Genomic DNA, 21,320 nt, shown 5'->3' with positions numbered 1-21,320 from the left:
CGCAATGAAACGCTGCGTGCGATCAAACGGCTCGGGCGCACTATCTGGAAGAAGTGGAGCGGCTATCATCGCCGCAGCCTCGTCGAAACGAAAATGCACTGCTTCAAGCTGCTCGGTCAACGCGTCATGGCGCGCACCTTCGATCGTCAGATAACCGAGTTCAAAGTCCGTGCCGCAATCCTCAATCGCTTTTCGCAAATCGGAACGCCCAATATAGTCCGCGTCGGGTAGTAATCCCAAATAAAGGATGATTCAGACCCATCTCGAGTTGTGCAACAAAGCCGCCTTGAATTGAAAATGCGCGCATGCTGAAGTCTTTTAATCAATGTTGCGCAATACTACCCCTCAAAAACCTTTTTCAGCAGACTGCTAGTGGATTGACTCCAACGTTTGGAACCCACGGTTACGGGCAGCGATGATATCGTCGGGATCGGCTCTCCAGACGAAGGGCTTGGGGTCGTTGGCGTTGTATTCGCGGATGAAGCGATTGATGGCGCCTTGGAGATCGACGAGCGAATGGAAGACGCCGTTTTTGAGCCGCCGTCGCGTCAGCTTTGCGAAGAAGCCCTCGACGGCATTGAGCCATGAGCACGAGGTCGGTGTGAAGTGGAAGGTCCAGCGCGGATGGCGGGCGAGCCATTCCCGGACCTTGTCCTTCTTGTGCGCCGCGTAGTTGTCGAGAATGACGTGGATGGCCTTGTCCTTCGGCACCTCGCGCTCGATCCGGTTGAGGAAGCGGATGAACTCCTGATGCCGATGGCGCTGCATGTTCTGCCCGATAACCGTTCCGTCCAGCACATTGAGTGCGGCGAACAGGGTGGTCGTGCCATGCCGCTTGTAATCATGGGTCATGGTTCCGGCACGGCCCTTCTTCATCGGCAGGCCGGGTTGAGTGCGGTCGAGCGCCTGGATCTGCGACTTCTCGTCGAAGGACAACACCACCGCATGGGCAGGGGGATCGACATAGAGGCCGACGATCTCGGTGAGCTTCTCGGCGAAAGCCGGATCGTTCGACAGCTTGAAGCTGCGCCAGCGATGCGGAGCAAGGCCATGCGCCTTCCAGATCGACTGGACTGTCGAAACGGCAAGTCCGGCTGCCTTGGCCATCGCGCGCGCCGTCCAGTGGGTGGCCTCGTGCGGCGGCGTCTCCTGCGTCAGGCGGACAATCTCTGCCACGCGCTTGGGTGGCACGGGTGCCTTGCCGGGCGGACGCGACTTGTCGCGCAGCAGGCCATCGACGCCTTCGTGCATGAAGCGTTCCTGCCAACGCCACACGCAGGTCTTCGACTTGCCCGTCGCAGACATGATGGCCGAGGTGCCAAGACCGTCGCTGCTGAGCAGCACAATATGGGCTCGCCAAACATGCTTCTGCGGACTCAAAGGCGCCGCCACTATGCCGCTCAACCGTTCGCGGTCGGCTTCGGAAAGGGAAAAAGTGATACCATCGCGCATCCCCCCAGACTCGCACGCCAGAAAGTCGATGGGAATCCCCAAACGGACTCTTTTGTCCCGGTCAATCCACTAGAGTGGAACCTGACGCAATAGTCGGAATTGAGCACCCACGAAATCTGCAAGGTTGCGTTCCTCTTCGGGCGCCTGATCCGACACCGCCATCCAGATGTCAACGGGCTGAAGCGGAATCGCGAGACGCACAAGCTTGCCATTTTCAACTTCGGGACGTGCATAGTCATCGAACAAGACTCCGATCCCTGCGCCGGCCATTGTCATCAGCTTGAGGGACTCGGCATATTCGGCGCGTGCGACGACGTGGACCGTGCTAAAACCAGCGCGATTGAGGCGATCACGGATCGGCTTCTCAGCGGATGTTCCTGATGGAGGCGCGATAAACCCGTGGGCGTTGAGTTCCTCAAGTCCCAGTTCAGTCTTGCTGGTCAGCGGATGAGCGGGAGAAACATAAAGGCTGACCGGCCAGGAGCCCAGCTTCCGGCAGGGCATGGCTGGTAGCAGTTCATTCTGCATGAATATGCCCAAGAAGATGTGTTGTTCAGCCAATTGGGCAAAAATATCTTCATTGCTGCCTCGGATCAGTCGCACGTCACATAGTGGCCTGTCTTTCTGGAACTGCGCGACAATGTCGCGCAGCCAACGATCGATCAAATAGGGACGAGCTCCGATTCTGATCTCGCGTACAGCCTGGCTTCCGTTCAAACGGTCGGTAGTCCTCCTGAGCTGGCCAGCTGCTTCAACTATCTTCTCGGCCAGTGGGAGAACAACATTGCCTTCAGGCGTCATTACCGCTTTCTTGCCCCGTTTGCGCAATAGCAGTGGAATTTTCAGCGCGGACTCCAGCGCTTTAACAAGGCCACTGGCGGCAACCTGGGAAATCTGGAGGTCATCCGCTGCTGCATTCAGGCTCCCTCTCCGGCCAACCGCAATCAGCGCTTCCAATTGCCGTAAAGTGAAGTCCATCAGTATCGATCTCCAGCGTATAACTTTTCCTTATATTAGATATAGGGTTTATGCAATTGCAACGGCACGCTCAGTGATCCACCGCTTCCTGCAACGGGAACAAAAAAAGGGGAGGGGGGGCGTGCAGTCCTTCAACATTCGTCAAAGGCGTTCGTGGCCGTGCATTCTCAAGGGCGGCGCAGCCGTCCTGGCGCTCATCACGTCCGGCACGGCTTGGGCGCAGCAGGGGCTCGACGGCGCGGACTCGACGGAGGAAGCTGTTGCTCCCGACGAGGCAATAATCGTCACTGGTTCGCGGTTGCCGACTTCCGGTTTTACTGCTCCTACTCCCGTTACGGTGGTTGGTGCGGATTTGATTCAACGACAAGCGGCGACAAACATCGCTGACGTTTTGAATCAGCTTCCGTCTTTCCGTCCGCAAGGTTCGCGCGCGACCGGTGGTGTTTTCGGCAACAATCTTGGGGCTCAGACTGCCGACCTTAGAGGCCTCGGTGCCACTCGTACTCTTGTATTGATCGATGGCAGGCGCGTGGTCGCGGGAACCGTCGGTGGCGGTTCGCTGACGCCTGGCGGCGCGGTAGATTTGAACATCGTTCCGACATCAATCGTGGCGCGCGCCGAAGTCGTCACGGGCGGCGCTTCCGCCGCCTATGGCTCTGACGCGGTGGCGGGTGTCGTAAACCTTATCATTGATGACCGCATCATCGGCATCCGAGCACAAGCTCAGTCCGAGATTTCGCAACGCGGGGACAATGAGGAATATTCCTTTTCCCTGGCGGGGGGCACGGGATTTGCCGGTGGCCGCGGCCACATCGTGCTGGCGGGCGAGTATGTTCATGCGGCGGGCACGGGCGACTGCTATACGCGAAGCTGGTGCGCAGAAAGCTATCAGCCGGTGCAGAACAGCGCGCCCGGAGCGAATGGCCTGCCCGCAACGAACGTTCTGCCCAACAGCCGAACCGCAACGATCGCTCCTGGTGGCCTGATCAATGCTGGTCCGCTCCGCGGCACGGCATTCAACGCGGCTGGCGTTCCGGTCGCCTATCCGTATGGCACATATTACGGTGCCGGTCTGTTCATGAGCGGTGGCAGCTTCATGAATCAGAGTGGGTTCTTTCAGTTCTTCCCCCTCGTTGTGCCACTTGAGCGCTATAATCTCTTCGGCAACATCAAGTATGAACTGGGCGGCGATACCGAAGTCTTCCTGCAGACCTCCTATGCTTCGATCAATGGTACGGTTCCGCAATCCCAGATTCGTGAAACTGCTCTCACGATCCAGCGTGACAATGCCTTCCTGCCCGCATCCATTAAGTCTCAGATGACGAGCCTCGGTATTTCCACCATAACCGTGGGCAGGCTTGGTAACGATTTCGGTCCATCCGTCACCTCGACGGATCGGAATACGCTGCGGATCGCGACCGGGATCAAGGGCGCGATCAATGGCAACTGGAAATGGGACGCCTACTACCAGTTCGGGCGGACAAATTATCAGCAGGTCACTGCCAACGACAAGATAAACGCGAATTTCACGCGAGCGATCGATGCCGTGGTGGGCCCGACAGGCTCAATCGTTTGCCGCTCGACGCTGAGCACGAACACAGCGACCGCTGCTGCCGGTTGCCAGCCCCTGAATATTTTCGGCGAGAGCCAGTGGTCGTCGGCTGCCCGTGATTATGTTTTCGGGACCGCTACGACTAACATCCAGCTGACTCAGCACGTCGTGGCGGCCAATCTCAGCGGCCAACTATTCGACATTGGCGCCGGCCCAGTATCTCTTGCGATCGGTAGTGAGTATCGCAAGGAAAAGGTCAGTGGCAGCACCGACCCCATTTCACAGGCTGGCGGCTTCTTCGTCAACAACGGCATTGCCGTAAACGGCGCAATGGAAGTGGTCGAGGGCTATGTCGAAACCGCGATTCCCCTGGCTCGGGACACGGTATGGGCGAAGCTGCTCGAGTTAAATGGGGCCGCTCGTTACACGTACTACAACACCGTAGGTGGGGTCGCCACGTGGAAATTCGGCGCGGTTTACAAGCCGTTTGACTGGCTGCGCCTTCGGGGGACGCGCTCTCGCGATATCCGCGCACCCAATCTGTTCGAACTGTATAGCCCGCTTTCGCGGGCCCTGGCGGCCATCCGCAATCCGTCGACCAATGTTCAGACGCTAACGCCGATCTTTTCGGGAGGGAATACCAGCCTCAAGGAGGAAACGGCAAATACATTGACATTCGGCACTGTGATCGAACCGGCGGGCGCTCTCGATGGGCTCCGCATTTCCGCGGACTACTACAACATCAAGATCGACGATGTCATTGCGCAGATGGGCGGGCAGATCATTGCGAACCAATGTGCGGCAGGTTCGACGGTTGCCTGCGGCTATATCACATTTGACGCCAATCGGGCCATCACGGCGATTACCAATCCGCTCTTCAATCTGAACACGCTAAAGGTCCGCGGCATCGACTTTGAAGCGCTCTATCGTTTTCGCTACGGTGGCCTGTTTGCATCGGGTGGCACGATAACTCTGCAAGCGACGGCCACCCACATGCTCGATCTCGTCACGGTCGACATCACGGGAACTGCGATCAACCGGGCCGGAATGAATGGATCGCCCAATGGCCAGGTCTCCGGCATGCCCGCTTGGTCGATCAACGGGCAGGCAACCATCGAGGAAGGGCCGGTCTCCCTGACCACGCAGGTACGCTACATCTCTGGCGGCGTTTACGACGCTACACTGGTGGGGCCGGACCAGCCCGGATATTCGCCAAGCTTGTCGAACAGCATCAACATCAATCGTGTTCCGGCTAAAGCCTACGTCAATCTCCAGTTCCAGTGGACGGTCAAGGATGGTGCCAATGGCAAGCAGCTGCAGTTCTATGGAGCGGTGAACAACCTGTTCGACAACGATCCACCCAATTACATCAACTCCCCTTTCGGACCGACCAATCCGGTTCTGTATGACGTTGTCGGGCGGACCTTCCGGTTTGGTGTGCGAATTGGCCTTTGATCAGCGGGGACGAGCCCTTCCGGCGGTTGGATGCCGGGAGGCCCTCGGGCGTAAGAGTTCGCGGCGCTGGCCTGATCGACAAGGGAAAATTGGAAAGCTCGTTGAATGACTGAGATTTCGCGTCGCTCTCTTCTCGGAGCTACGGTCCTTGCAGCAAGCACAGGCATTTTCGCGAAGGCCGGCGCGGCAATCGACGTGACCGCAACACGCAAGCCCAACATCTTGTTCATTCTGGCTGACGATCTGGGCTACGCGGACCTGAGTTGCTACGGCAGAAGAGATTTCTCCACGCCTGTGCTGGATGGTCTCGCCAGGCAGGGCATGAGATTCACGCAAGCATACGCAAACTCTGCTGTTTGTTCCGCCACGCGGGTCGCGCTCATGACCGGTCGCTACCAGAACCGTCTGCCGATCGGCCTGGAAGAGCCCCTGGCGCGCCGCAATGTCGGCCTCCCACCTTCCCATCCAACGCTGCCCTCTTTGCTCAAGAATGCGGGATACGGAACGGCCCTCATCGGCAAATGGCATCTTGGCGCCCTCCCGGAATTTGACCCGCTCAAGAGCGGCTACGACCATTTCTGGGGGTTCCGCGGCGGCGCGCTGGACTATTTCACACACAAGATCGCGGCGCATCCCGATCTGTGGGACGACAGCAGGGCTGTCGAGGCCGAGGGCTACCTTACCGACCTTCTGGCCGACAAGGCGATCGAAATGATCGGCAGCTACGCCCGATCTCCGGCCCCCTTCTTCATATCGCTCCACTTCAACGCGCCGCATTGGCCCTGGGAGGGGCCGGATGACAGGGCGGAGGCGGACCGGGTCGATCAAAGCGGAAAGCCTATGGCGCTTTTCCACACCGATGGCGGATCGGCAAAGACCTATGCACAAATGGTCCAACGCATGGACTATCAGATCGGTCGCATCCTTAAGCAGCTCGAAGAGCTTGGAATGTCGCAGGATACGATTGTGGTCTTCACCAGCGATAATGGTGGGGAGCGTTATTCTGATACTTGGCCGTTCACGGGACGGAAGACGGAGCTTCTGGAGGGAGGGTTAAGGATTCCGGCCATCTTGCGCTGGCCCCGCCTGGTTACGCCCGGCCAGACGAGCGATCAGGTCACCGTGACCATGGATTGGCTGCCGACTTTGCTTGCGGCCGCTGGCGCGGAGCAGGATCCGGCCTACCCATCGGACGGCGAGAACCTTCTGCCGATCCTGCGCGCTCCGGCGCGGACACATGAACGAACGCTCGCCTGGCGCTATCTCAACCTCAATCAGGAAGCGTGCCGCAAAGGGGACTGGAAGTATCTTAAAATTCTAGAGAATACCTTCCTCTTCCATGTGACCGAAGATCCCATGGAACGCGCCAATCTCAAGGATCGTTTTCCTGAAAAATATGCCGAGCTTCGGGCTGCCTATCAGGCCTGGAACTCGCAGATGCTTCCACTCGACTACGAAGCGTCCACTAGCGGCTTCACGGGATCAGAGCTTCCCGATCATTTCGGGGTCACCAACCGTGTGATGTTCAAGCACGAAGCTGCACCCGGACATTGAGACGAAGCCCATGGGCGCCGCAGCTGCGGCTGTGTCGTCCATGGCGATTGGGAGATTTTGCCGATGAAAAGATCAGGGCTTTTCATGACCTGCGCAGCATTGGCCTGCTTTTCGTCGCCCGGGATGGCACAGACGTCTGTTGACCGCAGCGTATTTCGGCCATCGCAGACGCTGCCTGTCGTTATGAAACCGTATGAGGGCAAGCTTGGCAGAACGATCCAGGATTCAAGTCCGCCCTATTATGATCTGGGTGAGAAGGCACCGCCAAATGCGCCCAATATCCTGCTCATCATGACTGATGATGTTGGCTATGGTGCATCGAGCACGTTCGGCGGACCGGTGCCAACAGACACTTTCGATCGGCTCGCCGCTGGCGGCGAGAGATATACAGCCTTTCACACGACCGCCCTGTGTGCGCCAACGCGCGCAGCTCTGCTGACTGGCCGCAATCCCCACAAAGTGGGCTTCGGCGCGATTACCGAGATGAGCACCGGCTATCCTGGTTATTCCGGCGTGCTGCCAAGAAGCGCAGCGACGATCGGCGAAGTCTTGCGGCACTACGGCTATGCGACGAGTTGGTTCGGCAAGAATCACAACACGCCTGAATGGGAGCAGAGCATCGCCGGTCCGTTCGACCGCTGGCCCAATGGCCTGGGCTTCGATTATTTTTACGGCTTCATGGGCGGTGCGACGGATCAATGGAATCCGTCGCTCTTCGAGAACCACCTTCCGGTCCAGAAGCCGGCAAATGATCCGGCCTATATTTTTGATCGAGATCTTGCAGATCATGCGGTCACATGGTTGCGCAACATCAACTCGTCTGCACCGGGCAAACCGTTTCTTCTCTATTATGCGCCCGGCACCTCGCATAGCCCGCATCATGCCCCGGCTGACTGGATCGCCAGATACAAGGGCAAGTTCGACATGGGCTGGGACAAGATGCGGGAGCAGACCTTGGTGCGTCAGATTCAGCAGGGGGTTGTGCCCGCTGGAACGCGCCTTTCTCCGCGTCCCGACAGCATCCCGGCATGGGACAGCCTGAAGCCCGAACAGCAGCAGCTCTATGCGCACATGATGGAGGTCTATGCGGCGGCGCTATCTCATGCAGACTACCAGATCGGCCGCGTGATCGATGAACTCAGGTCCGAAGGGAAGCTGGAAAATACACTGGTCATATACATTCAGGGTGACAATGGCGCGAGCGGCGAAGGCGGGCCGACTGGTTCCATCAACGACAAGGCTGCAATCAACGGCCTTCGGGCCGACCTGCCAACCATGCTGAACGCGATGCCGCAGCTGGGCGGGCCAGAGTTCTACAACAATTATCCGGTGGGATGGGCCTGGGCCATGAACACCCCATTTCAATGGACGAAGCAGGTCGCCTCCCACCTTGGCGGCATCCGGAACGGCATGGTCATATCCTGGCCGTCGCAAATCAAAAACGTCGGAGGCATCCGGCCCCAGTTTCATAATGTCACCGATGTCGCGCCGACAATTTACGAAGCCGTTGGCATACCCAGGCCGACGAGCGTGAGTGGCGTCAGTCAGTTGCCTTTTGACGGCATTTCGATGCGCTATTCGTTCGACGAGGCTAGTGCTCCCTCACACCGAACCAGCCAATTATTCGAAATGCAGGGGAATGCAGCAATCTATATGAATGGCTGGATGGCCAATTCGCGGCCGACCCGGGCGCCTTGGGTGTTCAACGGGCCCGGCAACTTGCCAACGGATGGTCAGTGGGAACTTTACAACCTGACCGATGACTATTCTCAATCGCGAGATTTGGCCCAGCGCTACCCAGAACGCTTGAAATCCATGCAGGGCGAGTTTTGGAAGGAAGCGGCTGCGGGCAACGTGCTTCCGCTTGACAACCGATCCTTCGCGCGTTGGTCTTCATCCAATCGCCCGTCGACGCTCGGCACGAAGACCCATTTCAGCTATTTCCCGTCTGATCGGCGTCTGACCGGTGGCGGCTTTCCGGATCTGGCCGGAGCCAGCTGGAAAGTCACCGCCCATATTGCCGTGCCGACTGGCACGAGCGACGGGGCATTGGTGGAGAACGGCAATCATTTCGGGGGGTGGGGATTGTACGTCAAGGATGGTCGTCCGCTGTTCGTCTACAAATCCTCTAGCGACCCCAAGCATCTCACGACGGTTCAATCGCCCTCGCCACTGTTACCAGGTTCGCACAAAATCTCTGTTGTCCTGACGGAAAACGGGCAGGGTAGCCCCGGGAAGGCCGAGCTTTCGATCGATGACGGCGTGCAGATATCCGCTGAAGTCGCGCGGCCGATTCCTGTCCTCATCACGAACGACGCGGAGATCGGATGGAGCTTCGATCCGATCAATGGGGCATTTGCGGCACCGTTCCGCTTTCCTGGCACAATCGAGCGCGTGGATGTCGAACTCCTCGGAAAGAGGCCATAGCCATGACCACCCTGTTTCGGCACCGACCGAGAGGAGTACCAATATCGTGAGTTTGATGGGTAGACGAGAGGTCATGGCCATGACTACAGTCACGGTCGTCGTGGAAGCGACTGGTGCCCATGGGAGAGTTGGAGAACCTGCTGTGGTTGATCGAGCCACCTACGAACGCTATATCGCGGCCTTCAATGCCCGTGACATTCCCGGTTTCACGCGGTTCTATGCTCCCGAAGTGGTCTTCCAGCTTGGTGCAAGAGAGATGCGCGGGCGACAGGCGATCATCGACTGGTATCGGCTGGCGTGGGCTCGCATTGAAGAGCATTGCGAAGTCCGCCGTTTCATTTCGGACAAGTCAGGTGTTGCGGTTGAACTTGAGACGGAATTTCGTGCGATCGTTGACTGGCCCGACTTTACCGCAGGTCCACTGCTCAAGGGTGACGTTTTACGCAAGATCGGTTTCATCCATTATGATTCGTCCCCGATGGGGTTCACGCGCATAGCCACTGCCTCTCATCGTGTCCTGGTGCAGCCAGACCATTGGGCAAGTGGCTGACCGTCGCCAATCGGCGACTGCTGCTAGTTTCGCTGTTGGCCGGCAGGTGCCGATGCGAGCAAATTGGAGCAATTTCTAGCGGTCGCCCGGCACCGCTCGGGGTGCGGCTTCGCCGACGATCATGGCCTACTGGATCGTACGAGCTGCCAGGAGGAAATGCAGCGCAGCCCAGAAGAACAAGCCTGTTTCCGTTTTATGCGAGCGACGCAAAGGGCGGGTCACAGCGCCACGGTTACGGATTTGAGCTCGGTAAAGGCTTCGATCCCGGCGCGGCCGTTTTCGCGGCCCCATCCGGATTGCTTGAAGCCTCCAAGTGGAATCGCCGGATCCACTCCGGCGCCTCCGTTGATCCGTACCGTCCCTGCCTTGATTCGTTTGGCGAGCCGCAGCGCGGTGCTAATGTCTCTTGTCCAGATGTTCGAAGAAAGACCATAATCGGTGGAGTTGGCAAGTGCCGCAATTCGGTCAAGGTCGTCGTCTTCGAACTTCATCACGCACAGGACCGGCCCGAAGATTTCTTCCTTGCATACCTTCATCCCGCCGGTTGTTCCTGTAAGGATCGTTGGCTGGACAAAATAGCCCTGTTCTAGGTTCGCGCCACTTGATCGCTGACCACCCACTTTCGCGCAGGCGCCTTCAATCAAGCCGGTCTCGATATATCCGAGAACACGCTCGAGTTGTTCATTGCTCACGAGCGGTCCCATCTCGGTATCGGCTGCAAGGCCCGATCCCACTTTGAGCTCGATTGCCCGTTGCGTCAGACCTTCGACAACCTGTTCAAAGATGCAGTCGTGGACGAAAAGCCGGGATCCGGCAGCACAGACTTGCCCTGCGTTTCCGAAAATGCCCATGGCGGCTGCGGGGATGGCCCGATCAAGATGGGCGTCAGGAAAGATCACCACTGGCGATTTCCCGCCTAACTCCAGCGTCACCCGCTTGAGGGTGCCGGTCGCGGCTCGGACTATCTTCTTGCCCACATCGGTCGATCCGGTGAACGTGATCTTGTCGACCATCGGGTGATCGACGAGCGCGGCCCCGGCCGTATCGCCGAAGCCGGTGACAATGTTGACAACTCCCGCGGGGAAGCCTGCCTCGGCGATGAGTTCACCGAGAATGATCGCGCTCAAAGGAGTCTGTTCCGCCGGCTTGAGGACAACGGTGCAGCCCATTGCCAGGGCAGGGGCAATCTTGGCGACGGCCATGACGAAGGGAAAATTCCACGGCACGATCGCGCCGACAACGCCAATCGGTTCTCGCGAACTGAACGCATGCCATTCGCCGGGCGTGGATGGCGTGACTGTCTCGCCAGTGATCTTCGTTGCCCATCCGGCATTATAGCGAAGCTGTTCGGAGGCTCCTACCGCGGCGGCGAATCTTGCCATCGAAAATGGCATGCCGTTATCGAGCGTCTCGGTCAGCGCTATCCGTTCACAATGGGTTTCTATCAGGTCAGCCAGTCTTGTGAGAAGCCGCGCGCGCTGCGCGGGCGGCATGCCTGGCCAGACACCGCCATCGAAGGCGCGGCGAGCTGCCCGCACTGCCAGATCGATGTCGTATCGGTCGCCAGCGGCGGCGTGGGCAAACACATTGCCGGTGGCGGGATTGATCACTTCGAGGGTCTCGCCGGATGCGGAGCTCGCGAATGCACCGTCGATGAAAAGTTTCCGGGTATTGCTCGCCAGATCCTTCCGGAGAAGAGCTAGCGTTTCGGGAGAAAAGGAAGGAGTCACGACGATTTTCCGATCAACTGGAATGGAAGGTGGAGTTGTCCGCCTGCAGCGCGTTGGTCGCCTGCGGGGACATTCTGGCGGAAGGCCCGCAGGCCGGCGACCATGCCGGTCCGCGGCTTGCGGCAATCGCGCAGGGGACGGCTGCGAGGGTGGCAGGGCCAGGCATGGCGTGCCTGGGCGACCATGGCCCTGCGTGCCGCCACCGACACGGCAACCAAGCCGCCGCCTGCCCGTATCACGAGATCTTGAACAGTCGTTCTGCGTTTGTCTGGAAGAATTTGCGCTTCGTTTCCAAGGACATGTCCATAGCGTCGAGTGTTGCGACCTCTTCAACCGGGCATTGATAGGGGTAGTCCATTGCGTAGAGCACACGGTCCTCGCCGATCACACGTTGCGTGAACTTGACGGCTTCTTCCCAGGCGACGCCGGAATTGGTTATGTGGAAATTCTCGCGCAGATAATTGGAGACCTTGCCCTTCTTGAGCGGTTTCATGAATTCATACCGGCCGGCGGCGACACCAGCCTGGTGCATGTAGTCAAGCCGGTAGAGCCAGAAGGGCAGCGCTTCACCCATGTGGCCTATGATGACTTGTAGCTTGGGATAGCGATCAAACACGCCGGATGTGATGAGCCGCAGCGCGTGCATGCCCGTCTCGACACCAAATCCAAAAATCGCGCCGTCCAGTCCCGCCTCCAGCATCGGTCCGATCATGTTGGCCGGGGGCGTGTTCGGATGGATGTAGATGGGAGCGTCCAGCGCTTCGGCCGCCTCCAGAACTTCCTGGAACTTTGGGTTGTCGAGATATTCGCCAAGGATGTGGCTGTTTATCACGACGGCGTTCAGGCCGAGCCGGGTGACGGCGCGCTCGATTTCCCTGGCGGCCAGTTTGGGAGCCTGCGGTGCACAAGCTGCCATGCCACTGAAGCGCGTCGGATAGCGCGAGATCGCGTCGGCCAGGCGATCATTTGCCGTTTGCGCGACCATCGTCGCCCGTTCGACGTCGCGCATGACATTGGTCGCAGGCGCTGTCAGGGCGAGGATCTGGCGATCGATCCCCCGGGCATCCATGTCGGCGATGCGATTCTCGCCAAGATCATTGAGCGCTCTCGCGATGAATCTCGGCCGTTCGGCGGGGTGATCGAGATAGAAGCCGATGAGGCTTCTGAAGCCGGGATCCACATCGGGTGCGGCGAGTTCGTCGCGAAATGCGGCGACCAGTTCGGGAGTGGTAAAGGCTTCTTCAGCCGCGATACGCAGATAGCCCTGAGCGCCACCAGTGCGGGGTGTCGTCATATCAAATTCCTTCAGACTTGATGGATAGTCTTGGTGACAAGGCATGCGGCCAGACCTTCCGGTCCGTCCTCGGAACCATGTCCGCTCTGCTTGACTCCACCGAACGGTGCATCGGCGGCACCCAGCAAGGTGGTGTTGATCCCGACCATGCCCGCCTCGATCGCTTCGCCGATGAGATTGGCCTGCCTGGCATTCTCGGTGAATGCGAAAGAGGCGAGACCAAACGGGAGGCGATTGCTTTGTTCGACTACCTCATCGAACGTCGCAAAAGGGGCTGCTGCCACAATCGGCCCGAACGGCTCCTCATTCATGATGCGTGAATCGACAGGCACATCGGTGAGCAGCGTCGGTTGCCAGAAATACCCGCGACCTTCGATGGCTTCACCGCCGATGCGAAGGCGGGCGCCATGCGAAACGGCATCGCTTATCAGTTCGGAAATTGCTGCGGGGCGCCTCGCATTGGCCATCGGCCCCATCTGAATGTCTGCGGCGAGACCGTCTCCAACTCTTGTCTTTGCGATCTGCTTTGCGAAGGCATTGATGAAGCGATCATAGATTCCCTCATGGATGTAAAAACGGGTTGGAGACACGCATACCTGGCCGGCATTGCGCACTTTGGCAGCAGCAAGCGTCGAAACGGTTTTTTCGAAATCGCAGTCCTCGAAGATGATGACGGGTGCATGCCCGCCCAGCTCCATTGTGGTTAGCTTGACCGTCTCGGCGGCCAATCTAAGGAGATGTTTGCCCACCGCTGTTGATCCGGTGAAGCTCAGCTTGCGGATGACTGGTGACGCTAGCAGGTGGCGCGACACTTCGTCGGGAGAGCCGAATACGAGCTGAACAACATCGGGAGGACAGCCCGCATCGATGAGGGCCTGCACGACGGCCATGGCCGAAGCCGGCGCTTCTTCGGCCGGCTTGAGGATGACAGAGCATCCGGCGGCGATGGGGGCACCAAGCTTGCGACCGGGATTGGCCACGGGGAAATTCCACGGCGCAAAGGCAGCTACCGGACCAACCGGCTCCTTCATGACGAGCGACCGGAGACCCGCCGGTCTCACCAGCACCCGGCCATAGACGCGCTTCGCCTCCTCGGCATAGAAGTCGAAAAGATCTGCGCAAGCCAGCGTTTCGCTCCGGGCTTCTGATAGCGTCTTTCCTTCCTCTCGCGTGGCGTTCCGTGAGATGACATCCACTCTCTGGCGCAGGATTTCAGCCGCGCCGCGCAGCACTTGCGCGCGCGCGGCAGCCGGTGTCCGGCGCCAGGCACGGAACCCTCGCTCCGCCGTCTCCAGTGCCTGGTCAAGATCGGCAGTCGTCGCAAGCGGCAGCTCGCCAAGAGTTTCGCCCGTTGCGGGATTGATCACATTGTGCGTTCGGTCGCGGCTCGTGATCCACTGCGCATCGATGTAGAAGCCGAGTTTCGGATACTCGGAGACATGGGTATCTGACAAATTCTCATTCCTCGATTTGACGGAAAGTTCAGGCAATCGCGCTTGACGGAACCCAATTGCCATGGAGGCCCTGCCGAATTCGGAAGGGCATCCCGATCGTCGCGATCGGGCCCTGAGCGAGCTTCATCGCGTCAAACAGAAGCAATCTGGAAGCCATTTCGGCGAGCCTGTTCTCCAGGACCACAATGTAACCGTCACCTTCGTCGCTGGAGCCGGGCCTCGGGACGAAGGCAGGTTCCTGAAACGACGATGTCGAGCCGAGCCAGTAGGTTTCGCTTTCGCCTGCCTCGAGATCGATGCGTCCCAGCGTGTTCATCATCATGCCGGACCCTGTGCGTCCGCCGGGCGCGTCGAAGGGCTTGCTGCTATCCTGAACGAGCTGCCAGCCCCATCTGTTCCTGCGGCCGGCAAACCGATCGTCGATCCGGGGAAACTCGCCGATAAGACTTGCGAGCGGCGCCATCTCGATCTCCGTGCTATTGGACTGCATGTCCACAGACCAGCGTGTCATCCTGGCTGCCCCCCTGTCCGGGTCGAAGGGCTGTCCTTCGGTGTCCGGGAAGAAGGGAAACATGTTGCCCGGCGCCATCGGGACGTCGAAATTGATCTTCGTGCCGATGTTGTGGGCATTCATGACATGGCTGGCGAAGCAATTTGGTGCAGTGAACCAGCGCAGGTCCGCAGCGCTACCGGCCCGGGGGAGGATTCCGAGATGAATGGGGCGGGTGCGATCGAAGCCGAAGTGGGGAAGGCCGACCTCAAGCCGCTCCCATGAACCGATGATCGGCACGACATGGAATATAACATAGTCTTCGGTAAAACCGAAGTCGTGCATCATGCAGTAGTAAGGCAGTTCGAACCAGGTTTCCGATGTGATCTCGCCCTCGGGGTCAATCACGTAGAAGACCATGTCGCGCGTGCACAATCCTTTCGCGGCATAACCAAAGGCCAGCATTTCTCCCGTTCCTGGGTCGGTCTTTGGGTGGGCAGTGAAGGTTTCCGACGTCATTCGACCGCCAAAGTCATAACAAGGATCGAGCGTTTCCAGCGTCTCGGGATCCATGAGCACGGGCGGGCTATCTTCCTTGAGGGCAAGTAGCTTTCCAGCGTGCACAACCACGTTTGTATTGGCTGTTCCGCGAATTTCGCCCTTGACGCTTTCATTGTCGGTAAGCGGATTGCGATATGCACCGAACAGGGCCTTGCCTGCGGAGCGTTCGAGCTGAAACTTTCTGGTCCTTGCCCACCGTTGGTGTAAAGAAACGGAGCCGTTGCGGAACTTGAACCGCGTAACCATTCCGTCACCGTTGAACCAAATGTCGTCGTCGGCGATCGGAGGAAACTGTGGGTCTGGAGCGACCCGATAGAAGCTGCCGTCAAGTTCGATGGGGATACTTCCACACAACACGGACAAGTTGCAAACATCCGCTTCCACGCTCGATGGCGCGAGAAAGCCGCTGAAATTTGGTGTGGCTGGAAATCTCACACTGCCTCTCCTGGATGATGCGATACGATCGGTTTGGATGCCTGGAACTTCGCCATGGAATCGCTCCGGGCAAGATGGAGGTCAATATCATTGATGAATCATTGATGACTCGGATATAACAATGACCGATCCGATGCAAGCCATCCTGGCGGGCAATCAGAAGCGATGACAATCGCTGATTATACGCTATGGTGCACACCGAAAGTGATCGAATGGTCATGCGTGCATGACACTGGGGATATATGATCAATGGAAATTCGGGACGATGCCGACGTGTATAACGCCCATTCGGTATACGGCGGCGGGTCACCTGAAGAGGTATTGCTGGGATGGAATGTTGATAAACTTGGCTATCCAACTTTCAGGATGACTCTTCTTGCGAAAATTATGGATAGAATGACTATCAGGTATCTCTCAAAGAGTGGAGATTTGACGTATGCAGAATGGAGAGTTCTTGCGCGATTGGCTATGATGCCGGACGGAGGAACCGTCCGCCAGGTGGCGGAACTCGCCTGGGTCGATCGGGCCGAAGTGAGCCGCGCCGCAAATGCGCTCGAGGTCAGAAACCTGGTCGTTCGAAAGAAAAATGAACGTGATCGGCGAGCACCATTACTTCTTCTGACTAAAAAAGGCGTGGACCAATATGAGTTTGCGTTGAAACAAAGAATTGAATTTCACGAGAATTTGCTCTCCAATTTATCAAACTCTGAGCGCGATACATTAGACTCACTTCTTTATAAAATTGCCGAAAATGTCTCTAACATTATGAAAACGGAGAATTTAAGCTGAATTTTTGCCTGAGAATGTGACAGAATTCGTGAGCCCACCCGGATAATCTATTTCTGGTTGATGCAGCCGACCCGATTGGCATCCCGGTGCTGGCAGGGCCGCTCGCATCACGGCTTGGACACATTATATGATTAATCATTGAAAGTCTCTCGTGAGGCCCTATAGGCGTAGATATCGGGAAGATAGGTGATTAATCAATGAGAGTCACGCGGGTGTCCGATTGGCAACTTAACCATGCATGGCCGGGCGGGGACATGGCTGTGTTCCGTGTGCCAGTGCCTTGGCCTGGCTTTGCCCCTTGTGAAATCAGGCACGGAGCTATCCCCTGCTTCAGGGCTGCCCAGTGCAAGGATCACTACTAGGTGCCGTCCGATCCCGACTTCATCGTGATTGGCTCAGGCTCCTCGGGCGCCGTCATTGCGAGCCGTCTGTCCGAAGATGCCAAAGCCCGCGTGCTGGTGCTGGAAGCCGGCAGGCGCGAGCGCTCGATCCGCCTCGTCATGCCGATCCTCTTCCCGTTCGTCATGGCCGATCCGAAGTTCAACTGGAATTACATGGGCGAGCCGGAGCCTTTCGCGCTCGACCGGCAAATCCGTCAGCCGCGCGGTAAGGTGCTGGGCGGCTCTTCTATGATAAACGGCATGCTCTATGCCCGAGGCCACAGCCGCGATTTCGACGAATGGCGCCAACTCGGAAACGAGGGCTGGAGCTATGACGATGTCCTTCCCTACTTCCGCAAGTCGGAGAACCATTGGGGGCTTGCTGATGACTGGCATGGCAAGGGCGGCCCACTTACTATCACCCAGCAGTCTAGAAACACGGACCTCTATCGGCGGTTCATCGAAACGGTGAAGAAGCTCGGCTACGAAGAGCGCGACACCTTCCATCGTGCCAGCGATAGTGGCGGCCAGGAAGGCTGGGGGGCGCCGCCGTTCTGCATTCACGAAGGCACGCGCGCCAGCACCGCCGCGCGCTTCCTTATTCCCGCCTTGGCCCGGCCCAATCTCAAAGTGGTGACCGGCGCGCTGGTCACCAGGATCGAGATCGAGAATGGACGTGCGGTCGCCGTGCATTTCCGTGATTCATCGGGCCAGATGCAGCGGGTATCGGCCAACCAGGAGATCATCCTTTCGGGGGGGGCCTATAATTCACCGCAACTCATGCTGCTCTCCGGCATCGGTCCGGCGGAAGCGCTGGTCAGCCACGGCATTGATATGGTCCACCATTTGCCCGGCGTCGGCATGAACCTGCAGGATCATCCTTCGGTCGCGATGGTGCTGCACGCCAAGCGTGAGGTGACCATGACGAACAGCCTGCGTCTCGACCGCGCGACGCTCTCCGGCCTGCACTGGCTACTTAACCGGGGCGGCACGATGGCCCAGTTGCCGGTGACGGCGAATGGCTTCATCAAGACCAGCCCCCATCTCGAGCGTCCGGACGCGCAATGCCTGTTCCAGCCGACCATGATCGGCGCCCAGACATGGTTCCCAGGCTGGCGCAAGCCCAAGCCGGACGTGGTCGCCATGGCCTGCGTGCTGCTGCGGCCGGAAGGGCGCGGTTGGGTCAAGCTGCGCTCGGCTGATCCGAAAGATGCGCCGTGCATCCTCTCCAACGTACTATCGACCGAGAATGACCGCGCATTTTTCCGTCGCCTGGTTCCTCAATTGCGCGAGATTTTTGCGACCGATCCGTTGAAGGACGTGCTCGGGGCCGAGGTGATTCCTGGCGACAATGTCCGGACGCCCGAGGAGATCGACGCTTGGGTCCGCTCTGCCTGCAACACGGCGCTGCACCCGGTCGGCAGCTGCGCCATGGGCAGTGCGAACGATCCAATGGCGGTGGTCGATGCGCGGCTGCGCGTGCATGGCCTGGAAGGCCTGCGCATCGCCGATGCCGCGATCATGCCGCGCATAGTGGGCGGCAACACCAATGCCGCCTGCATCATGATCGGCGAGAAGGCCGCAGACATGATCAAGCAGGACAACGGCATAATGGTGTCATGATATGTCTTGGAAAAGCTACCCTATGAGGATGACTGAAGGCCTTCGATAAAATTGACAAACCTGGCCGCAATCCAGGTTGTCATTCAAAATCCGGGAATGAACATGAACGAACCCAGCCTTGAATTGCAATATGAACATGCGTTCGACATCCGCATCAATTTCGACAAACGATGGATGATCGGCCCGATCGCCAGAGAGCTTCAGGTCGGCTACACCTCGATCGGCGAGAATTGTCAGGTTTTCGGGCCGCTGCTGAATGGCAGGCTGGTCGATTACAGTGGCGCTGACTGGCCCCTGGTTAGATCGGACGGGGTCATTGAGCTCAATGCTCATTATATGATCGAAACCGATGACGGCGCACTGATCTATATCAACAACCGCGGCTATGTGCATGGGCCGCTGCGTGCGCCTGGCCAGGGAGCGGACGAAGCGCCCGCGATACCGGCCTATTTCCGCTGCACTCCATATTTCCGGGCACCAGACGGAAGGCATGATTGGCTTAATCGCACTGTCATGATCGGCATTGGCCTGAGATGCCCCAATCTCACCGAAGATGACCCGCCCGATCATTCGCTTTTCCGCTATTACGCCGTTCTTTGATTGGCGTTGGCTCGATTCACCTTCAAGAAATCGATGGGGGACAAGAATGCCGACCGTCCGCGACGTCACGATCCGCCTTTTGCGCGAGCTTGGTATCACCACTATTTTCGGAAATCCGGGCTCAACTGAGTTGCCGCTGTTCCGCGATTTTCCAGACGACTTTCGCTATGTCCTCGGTCTTCAGGAATCTGTCGTCGTAGGCATGGCCGATGGCTACGCACTCGCGACCCGTAACGCGGCGTTTGTCAATTTGCATAGCAGTGCGGGGACTGGCCATGCGCTCGGCAATATTTTCACGGCATACAAGAACCAGGCGCCGCTCATCATCACAGCAGGGCAGCAGGCGCGCTCGATTCTGCCGTTCGAACCATTTCTTCACGCTGAGCGAGCAATTGAATTTCCGCAACCCTTTGTTAAATGGACATGCGAGCCGGCCCGCCCTCAGGATGTGCCTCTGGCCATTGCGAGGGCCTACTATGAGGCGATGACACCACCTTGTGGCCCGGCCTTCGTATCTGTGCCAGTTGACGATTGGGATGCCGATTGTGATTGGGTTTCTGGACGGGAGATTGCCACGCTGAACCCGGGCGATCCTGCTGCCGTCACCAAACTTGCTGATTCCCTGCAGCGCGCCATCAGTCCCGCCTTCGTACTCGGAGCCGGCGTTGCTCGCGACCAGGCGTGGGAAGAATTGATTGCGTTGGCCGAGCAGCAGAAAGCCTCTGTCTATGTGGCGCCATACACAAGCCGAAGCGTATTTCCCGAGACTCACCGGTTGTTCCGTGGCTTTGTGCCCGCCTTCAAGGAAGCAATGAACACGCTGCTCGCAGAGCATGACCTGGTTGTCGCCTTCGGAGGCCCCCTCAATCTATACCATGCCGAGGGGCAAGGCCCGGACTTGCCGGCGGGGATCTGTTGCTGGACTCTGGGCGACAATCCCCGCGTGCTTTCCTGGGCGCCGGTGGGCAACGGCATACTTGGCAATTGCCGCGCAATAGCTGCCGCGTTGATGGTTCATACCTATCCAGTAGAGCGGACTGCTCCTCCCTTGCGATTGCAGGCTCCGGAGCTCGACCGTGCAGTGCTCGATGATCGCCTCGCAATGCAGATCATCAATGAAGTCCTTCCCGCCAATGGGGTGATCGTGGAGGAGGCACCTACAAGCCGCGGTCCGATGCAGGAATATCTCCGATTGGACCGACAAGATGGCTTCTATACAAGCGCCAGCGGAGGTCTTGGGTACGCTATGCCAGCGGCAGTAGGAATTGCACTTGCCAGATCGGAAGAGCGAGTGATTGCAGTCATCGGAGACGGTTCAGCGATGTACGGCATACAATCGCTGTTTTCCGCCTATCAGCTGAATGTTCCAGTGACTTTCGTGATCATCAATAACGGCAAGTATCAGGCATTGCGCAAGTTTGGGCGAATCTTCGGCATGCAAGATGTGGTCGGAACCGATTTGTCCGGCCTCGAATTCTGTGCTCTTGCGCGTGGTCATGGCCTGCCTGAAGGTATCAGGGTCAACGATGCTGAGGGCCTCACCAACGCTCTGAACCGTTCGTTCGCAACAAGCGGCCCATCGCTGATCGAGGTCTTGGTCAGTCCGTGACGACAAGTGACCTCAACAATGGCCGCGCAGCGGCGAGGTTGAGGACGCTATCGAATGGGGGCCTGATCGCCTCAGGCGCTTTCCGCAAGCATACGCTGCTCCTGCTGGACGACTGACCGACACGCTCACCAAGCTCGCCAACGGTCATCCCGCCAACAGCGTCGGCGAACTCATGCCTTGGATCGCCGTGGCCTGAAAACACCGGTTACAAGCCATCTGCAAAGCGTAGCTCCGAGAACCCCACCGATTTATGTCAGACCCGACCCATCAAATTCCGGGACCAAACATCTAGCATTACAGTTGCACATTGAGTGAAACTCTGAATCAATAGGTCTCCATGGTAAGGAGGCCGTGGATGACGGGTGCATCGATCGAAACGACGTTGGA

The 21,320-nt window shown here is 58.3% G+C and carries 14 protein-coding genes and 1 pseudogene; 9 read left to right on the top strand and 6 right to left on the bottom strand.

Annotated elements, in window-relative coordinates:
* Window positions 1-231 (top strand): annotated as a pseudogene (locus BM052_RS18250) (IS5/IS1182 family transposase); the annotation flags it as partial.
* Window positions 232-369: 138 nt separating this feature from the next.
* On the opposite strand, the gene BM052_RS18245 reads toward BM052_RS18250, so the two are convergent.
* Window positions 370-1,452 carry an IS630 family transposase gene (locus tag BM052_RS18245; RefSeq protein ID WP_091149215.1) on the bottom strand — a complete coding sequence of 361 codons (1,083 nt, stop codon included), beginning with the start codon at window positions 1,450-1,452 and terminating at the stop codon, window positions 370-372.
* 69 nt (window positions 1,453-1,521) lie between these two features.
* A complete protein-coding gene (locus BM052_RS18240; protein ID WP_091149213.1) occupies window positions 1,522-2,430 on the bottom strand; it encodes a LysR family transcriptional regulator in 909 nt (302 codons plus the stop codon).
* A gap of 121 nt (window positions 2,431-2,551) precedes the next feature.
* Between BM052_RS18240 and BM052_RS18235 the strand changes: the two genes are divergently transcribed.
* The 4 genes from BM052_RS18235 to BM052_RS18220 all read left to right on the top strand — a co-directional run bounded on the left by BM052_RS18235 (window position 2,552) and on the right by BM052_RS18220 (window position 9,968).
* Window positions 2,552-5,437: a TonB-dependent receptor domain-containing protein gene (locus BM052_RS18235; protein WP_177198562.1), complete on the top strand. Its 2,886-nt coding sequence runs from the start codon at window positions 2,552-2,554 to the stop codon at window positions 5,435-5,437.
* A gap of 105 nt (window positions 5,438-5,542) precedes the next feature.
* The gene (locus BM052_RS18230; protein ID WP_091149210.1) at window positions 5,543-6,991 is read left to right on the top strand and encodes a sulfatase family protein; all 1,449 of its coding nucleotides are present in this window, start codon (window positions 5,543-5,545) and stop codon (window positions 6,989-6,991) included.
* Between the two features lie 84 nt (window positions 6,992-7,075).
* A complete protein-coding gene (locus BM052_RS18225) occupies window positions 7,076-9,418 on the top strand; it encodes an arylsulfatase (RefSeq protein ID WP_177198561.1) in 2,343 nt (780 codons plus the stop codon).
* Window positions 9,419-9,497: 79 nt separating this feature from the next.
* The gene (locus tag BM052_RS18220; protein ID WP_218151583.1) at window positions 9,498-9,968 is read left to right on the top strand and encodes a nuclear transport factor 2 family protein; all 471 of its coding nucleotides are present in this window, start codon (window positions 9,498-9,500) and stop codon (window positions 9,966-9,968) included.
* A gap of 218 nt (window positions 9,969-10,186) precedes the next feature.
* Here BM052_RS18220 and BM052_RS18215 read toward each other — a convergent pair whose 3' ends face one another.
* The 4 genes from BM052_RS18215 to BM052_RS18200 form a co-directional block, all read right to left on the bottom strand.
* Window positions 10,187-11,698, bottom strand: a complete 1,512-nt coding sequence (locus BM052_RS18215) for an aldehyde dehydrogenase family protein (RefSeq protein WP_091149205.1) — start codon at window positions 11,696-11,698, stop codon at window positions 10,187-10,189.
* 235 nt (window positions 11,699-11,933) lie between these two features.
* Complete coding sequence (locus BM052_RS18210) at window positions 11,934-12,992, bottom strand: amidohydrolase family protein (protein ID WP_091149203.1); 1,059 nt, start codon at window positions 12,990-12,992, stop codon at window positions 11,934-11,936.
* A gap of 11 nt (window positions 12,993-13,003) precedes the next feature.
* Window positions 13,004-14,446, bottom strand: a complete 1,443-nt coding sequence (locus BM052_RS18205; RefSeq protein ID WP_255406253.1) for an NAD-dependent succinate-semialdehyde dehydrogenase — start codon at window positions 14,444-14,446, stop codon at window positions 13,004-13,006.
* 28 nt (window positions 14,447-14,474) lie between these two features.
* Complete coding sequence (locus tag BM052_RS18200) at window positions 14,475-15,932, bottom strand: carotenoid oxygenase family protein (protein ID WP_091149200.1); 1,458 nt, start codon at window positions 15,930-15,932, stop codon at window positions 14,475-14,477.
* Window positions 15,933-16,181: 249 nt separating this feature from the next.
* On the opposite strand from BM052_RS18200, the gene BM052_RS18195 reads away from it, so the two are divergent.
* From BM052_RS18195 to mdlC, 4 genes are all read left to right on the top strand, one after another.
* Window positions 16,182-16,721, top strand: coding sequence for a MarR family winged helix-turn-helix transcriptional regulator (locus tag BM052_RS18195; protein ID WP_091149199.1), 540 nt, complete (start codon window positions 16,182-16,184; stop codon window positions 16,719-16,721).
* A gap of 362 nt (window positions 16,722-17,083) precedes the next feature.
* Entirely contained in the window at window positions 17,084-18,724 is a 1,641-nt protein-coding gene (locus BM052_RS18190; RefSeq protein ID WP_091149197.1) for a GMC family oxidoreductase, read from the top strand.
* Window positions 18,725-18,826: 102 nt separating this feature from the next.
* Window positions 18,827-19,324 carry a DUF3237 domain-containing protein gene (locus BM052_RS18185; RefSeq protein ID WP_177198559.1) on the top strand — a complete coding sequence of 166 codons (498 nt, stop codon included), beginning with the start codon at window positions 18,827-18,829 and terminating at the stop codon, window positions 19,322-19,324.
* Window positions 19,278-20,933, top strand: a complete 1,656-nt coding sequence (gene mdlC / locus BM052_RS18180; protein WP_091149194.1) for a benzoylformate decarboxylase — start codon at window positions 19,278-19,280, stop codon at window positions 20,931-20,933. The genes BM052_RS18185 and mdlC overlap by 47 nt, the downstream gene beginning before the upstream one ends.
* The last annotated feature ends 387 nt before the right edge of the window (window positions 20,934-21,320 follow it).

The sequence above is a fragment of the Novosphingobium sp. CF614 genome, from assembly GCF_900113255.1.
In the GTDB taxonomy this organism is placed as follows: Bacteria; Pseudomonadota; Alphaproteobacteria; order Sphingomonadales; family Sphingomonadaceae; genus Novosphingobium.
Note: the sequence above shows the minus strand (reverse complement) of the source record. Positions and strands in the feature narration are given on the sequence as shown.

Bases quoted from the DNA above. Each gene is read 5' to 3' on its own strand.
- BM052_RS18245 (WP_091149215.1), bottom strand. From the start codon at position 1,452: ATGCGCGATGGTATCACTTTTTCCCTTTCCGAAGCCGACCGCGAACGG.
- BM052_RS18240 (WP_091149213.1), bottom strand. From the start codon at position 2,430: ATGGACTTCACTTTACGGCAATTGGAAGCGCTGATTGCGGTTGGCCGG.
- BM052_RS18230 (WP_091149210.1), top strand. From the start codon at position 5,543: ATGACTGAGATTTCGCGTCGCTCTCTTCTCGGAGCTACGGTCCTTGCA.
- BM052_RS18225 (WP_177198561.1), top strand. From the start codon at position 7,076: ATGACCTGCGCAGCATTGGCCTGCTTTTCGTCGCCCGGGATGGCACAG.
- BM052_RS18220 (WP_218151583.1), top strand. From the start codon at position 9,498: ATGACTACAGTCACGGTCGTCGTGGAAGCGACTGGTGCCCATGGGAGA.
- BM052_RS18210 (WP_091149203.1), bottom strand. From the start codon at position 12,992: ATGACGACACCCCGCACTGGTGGCGCTCAGGGCTATCTGCGTATCGCG.
- BM052_RS18195 (WP_091149199.1), top strand. From the start codon at position 16,182: ATGGAAATTCGGGACGATGCCGACGTGTATAACGCCCATTCGGTATAC.
- BM052_RS18185 (WP_177198559.1), top strand. From the start codon at position 18,827: ATGAACGAACCCAGCCTTGAATTGCAATATGAACATGCGTTCGACATC.
- mdlC (WP_091149194.1), top strand. From the start codon at position 19,278: ATGACCCGCCCGATCATTCGCTTTTCCGCTATTACGCCGTTCTTTGAT.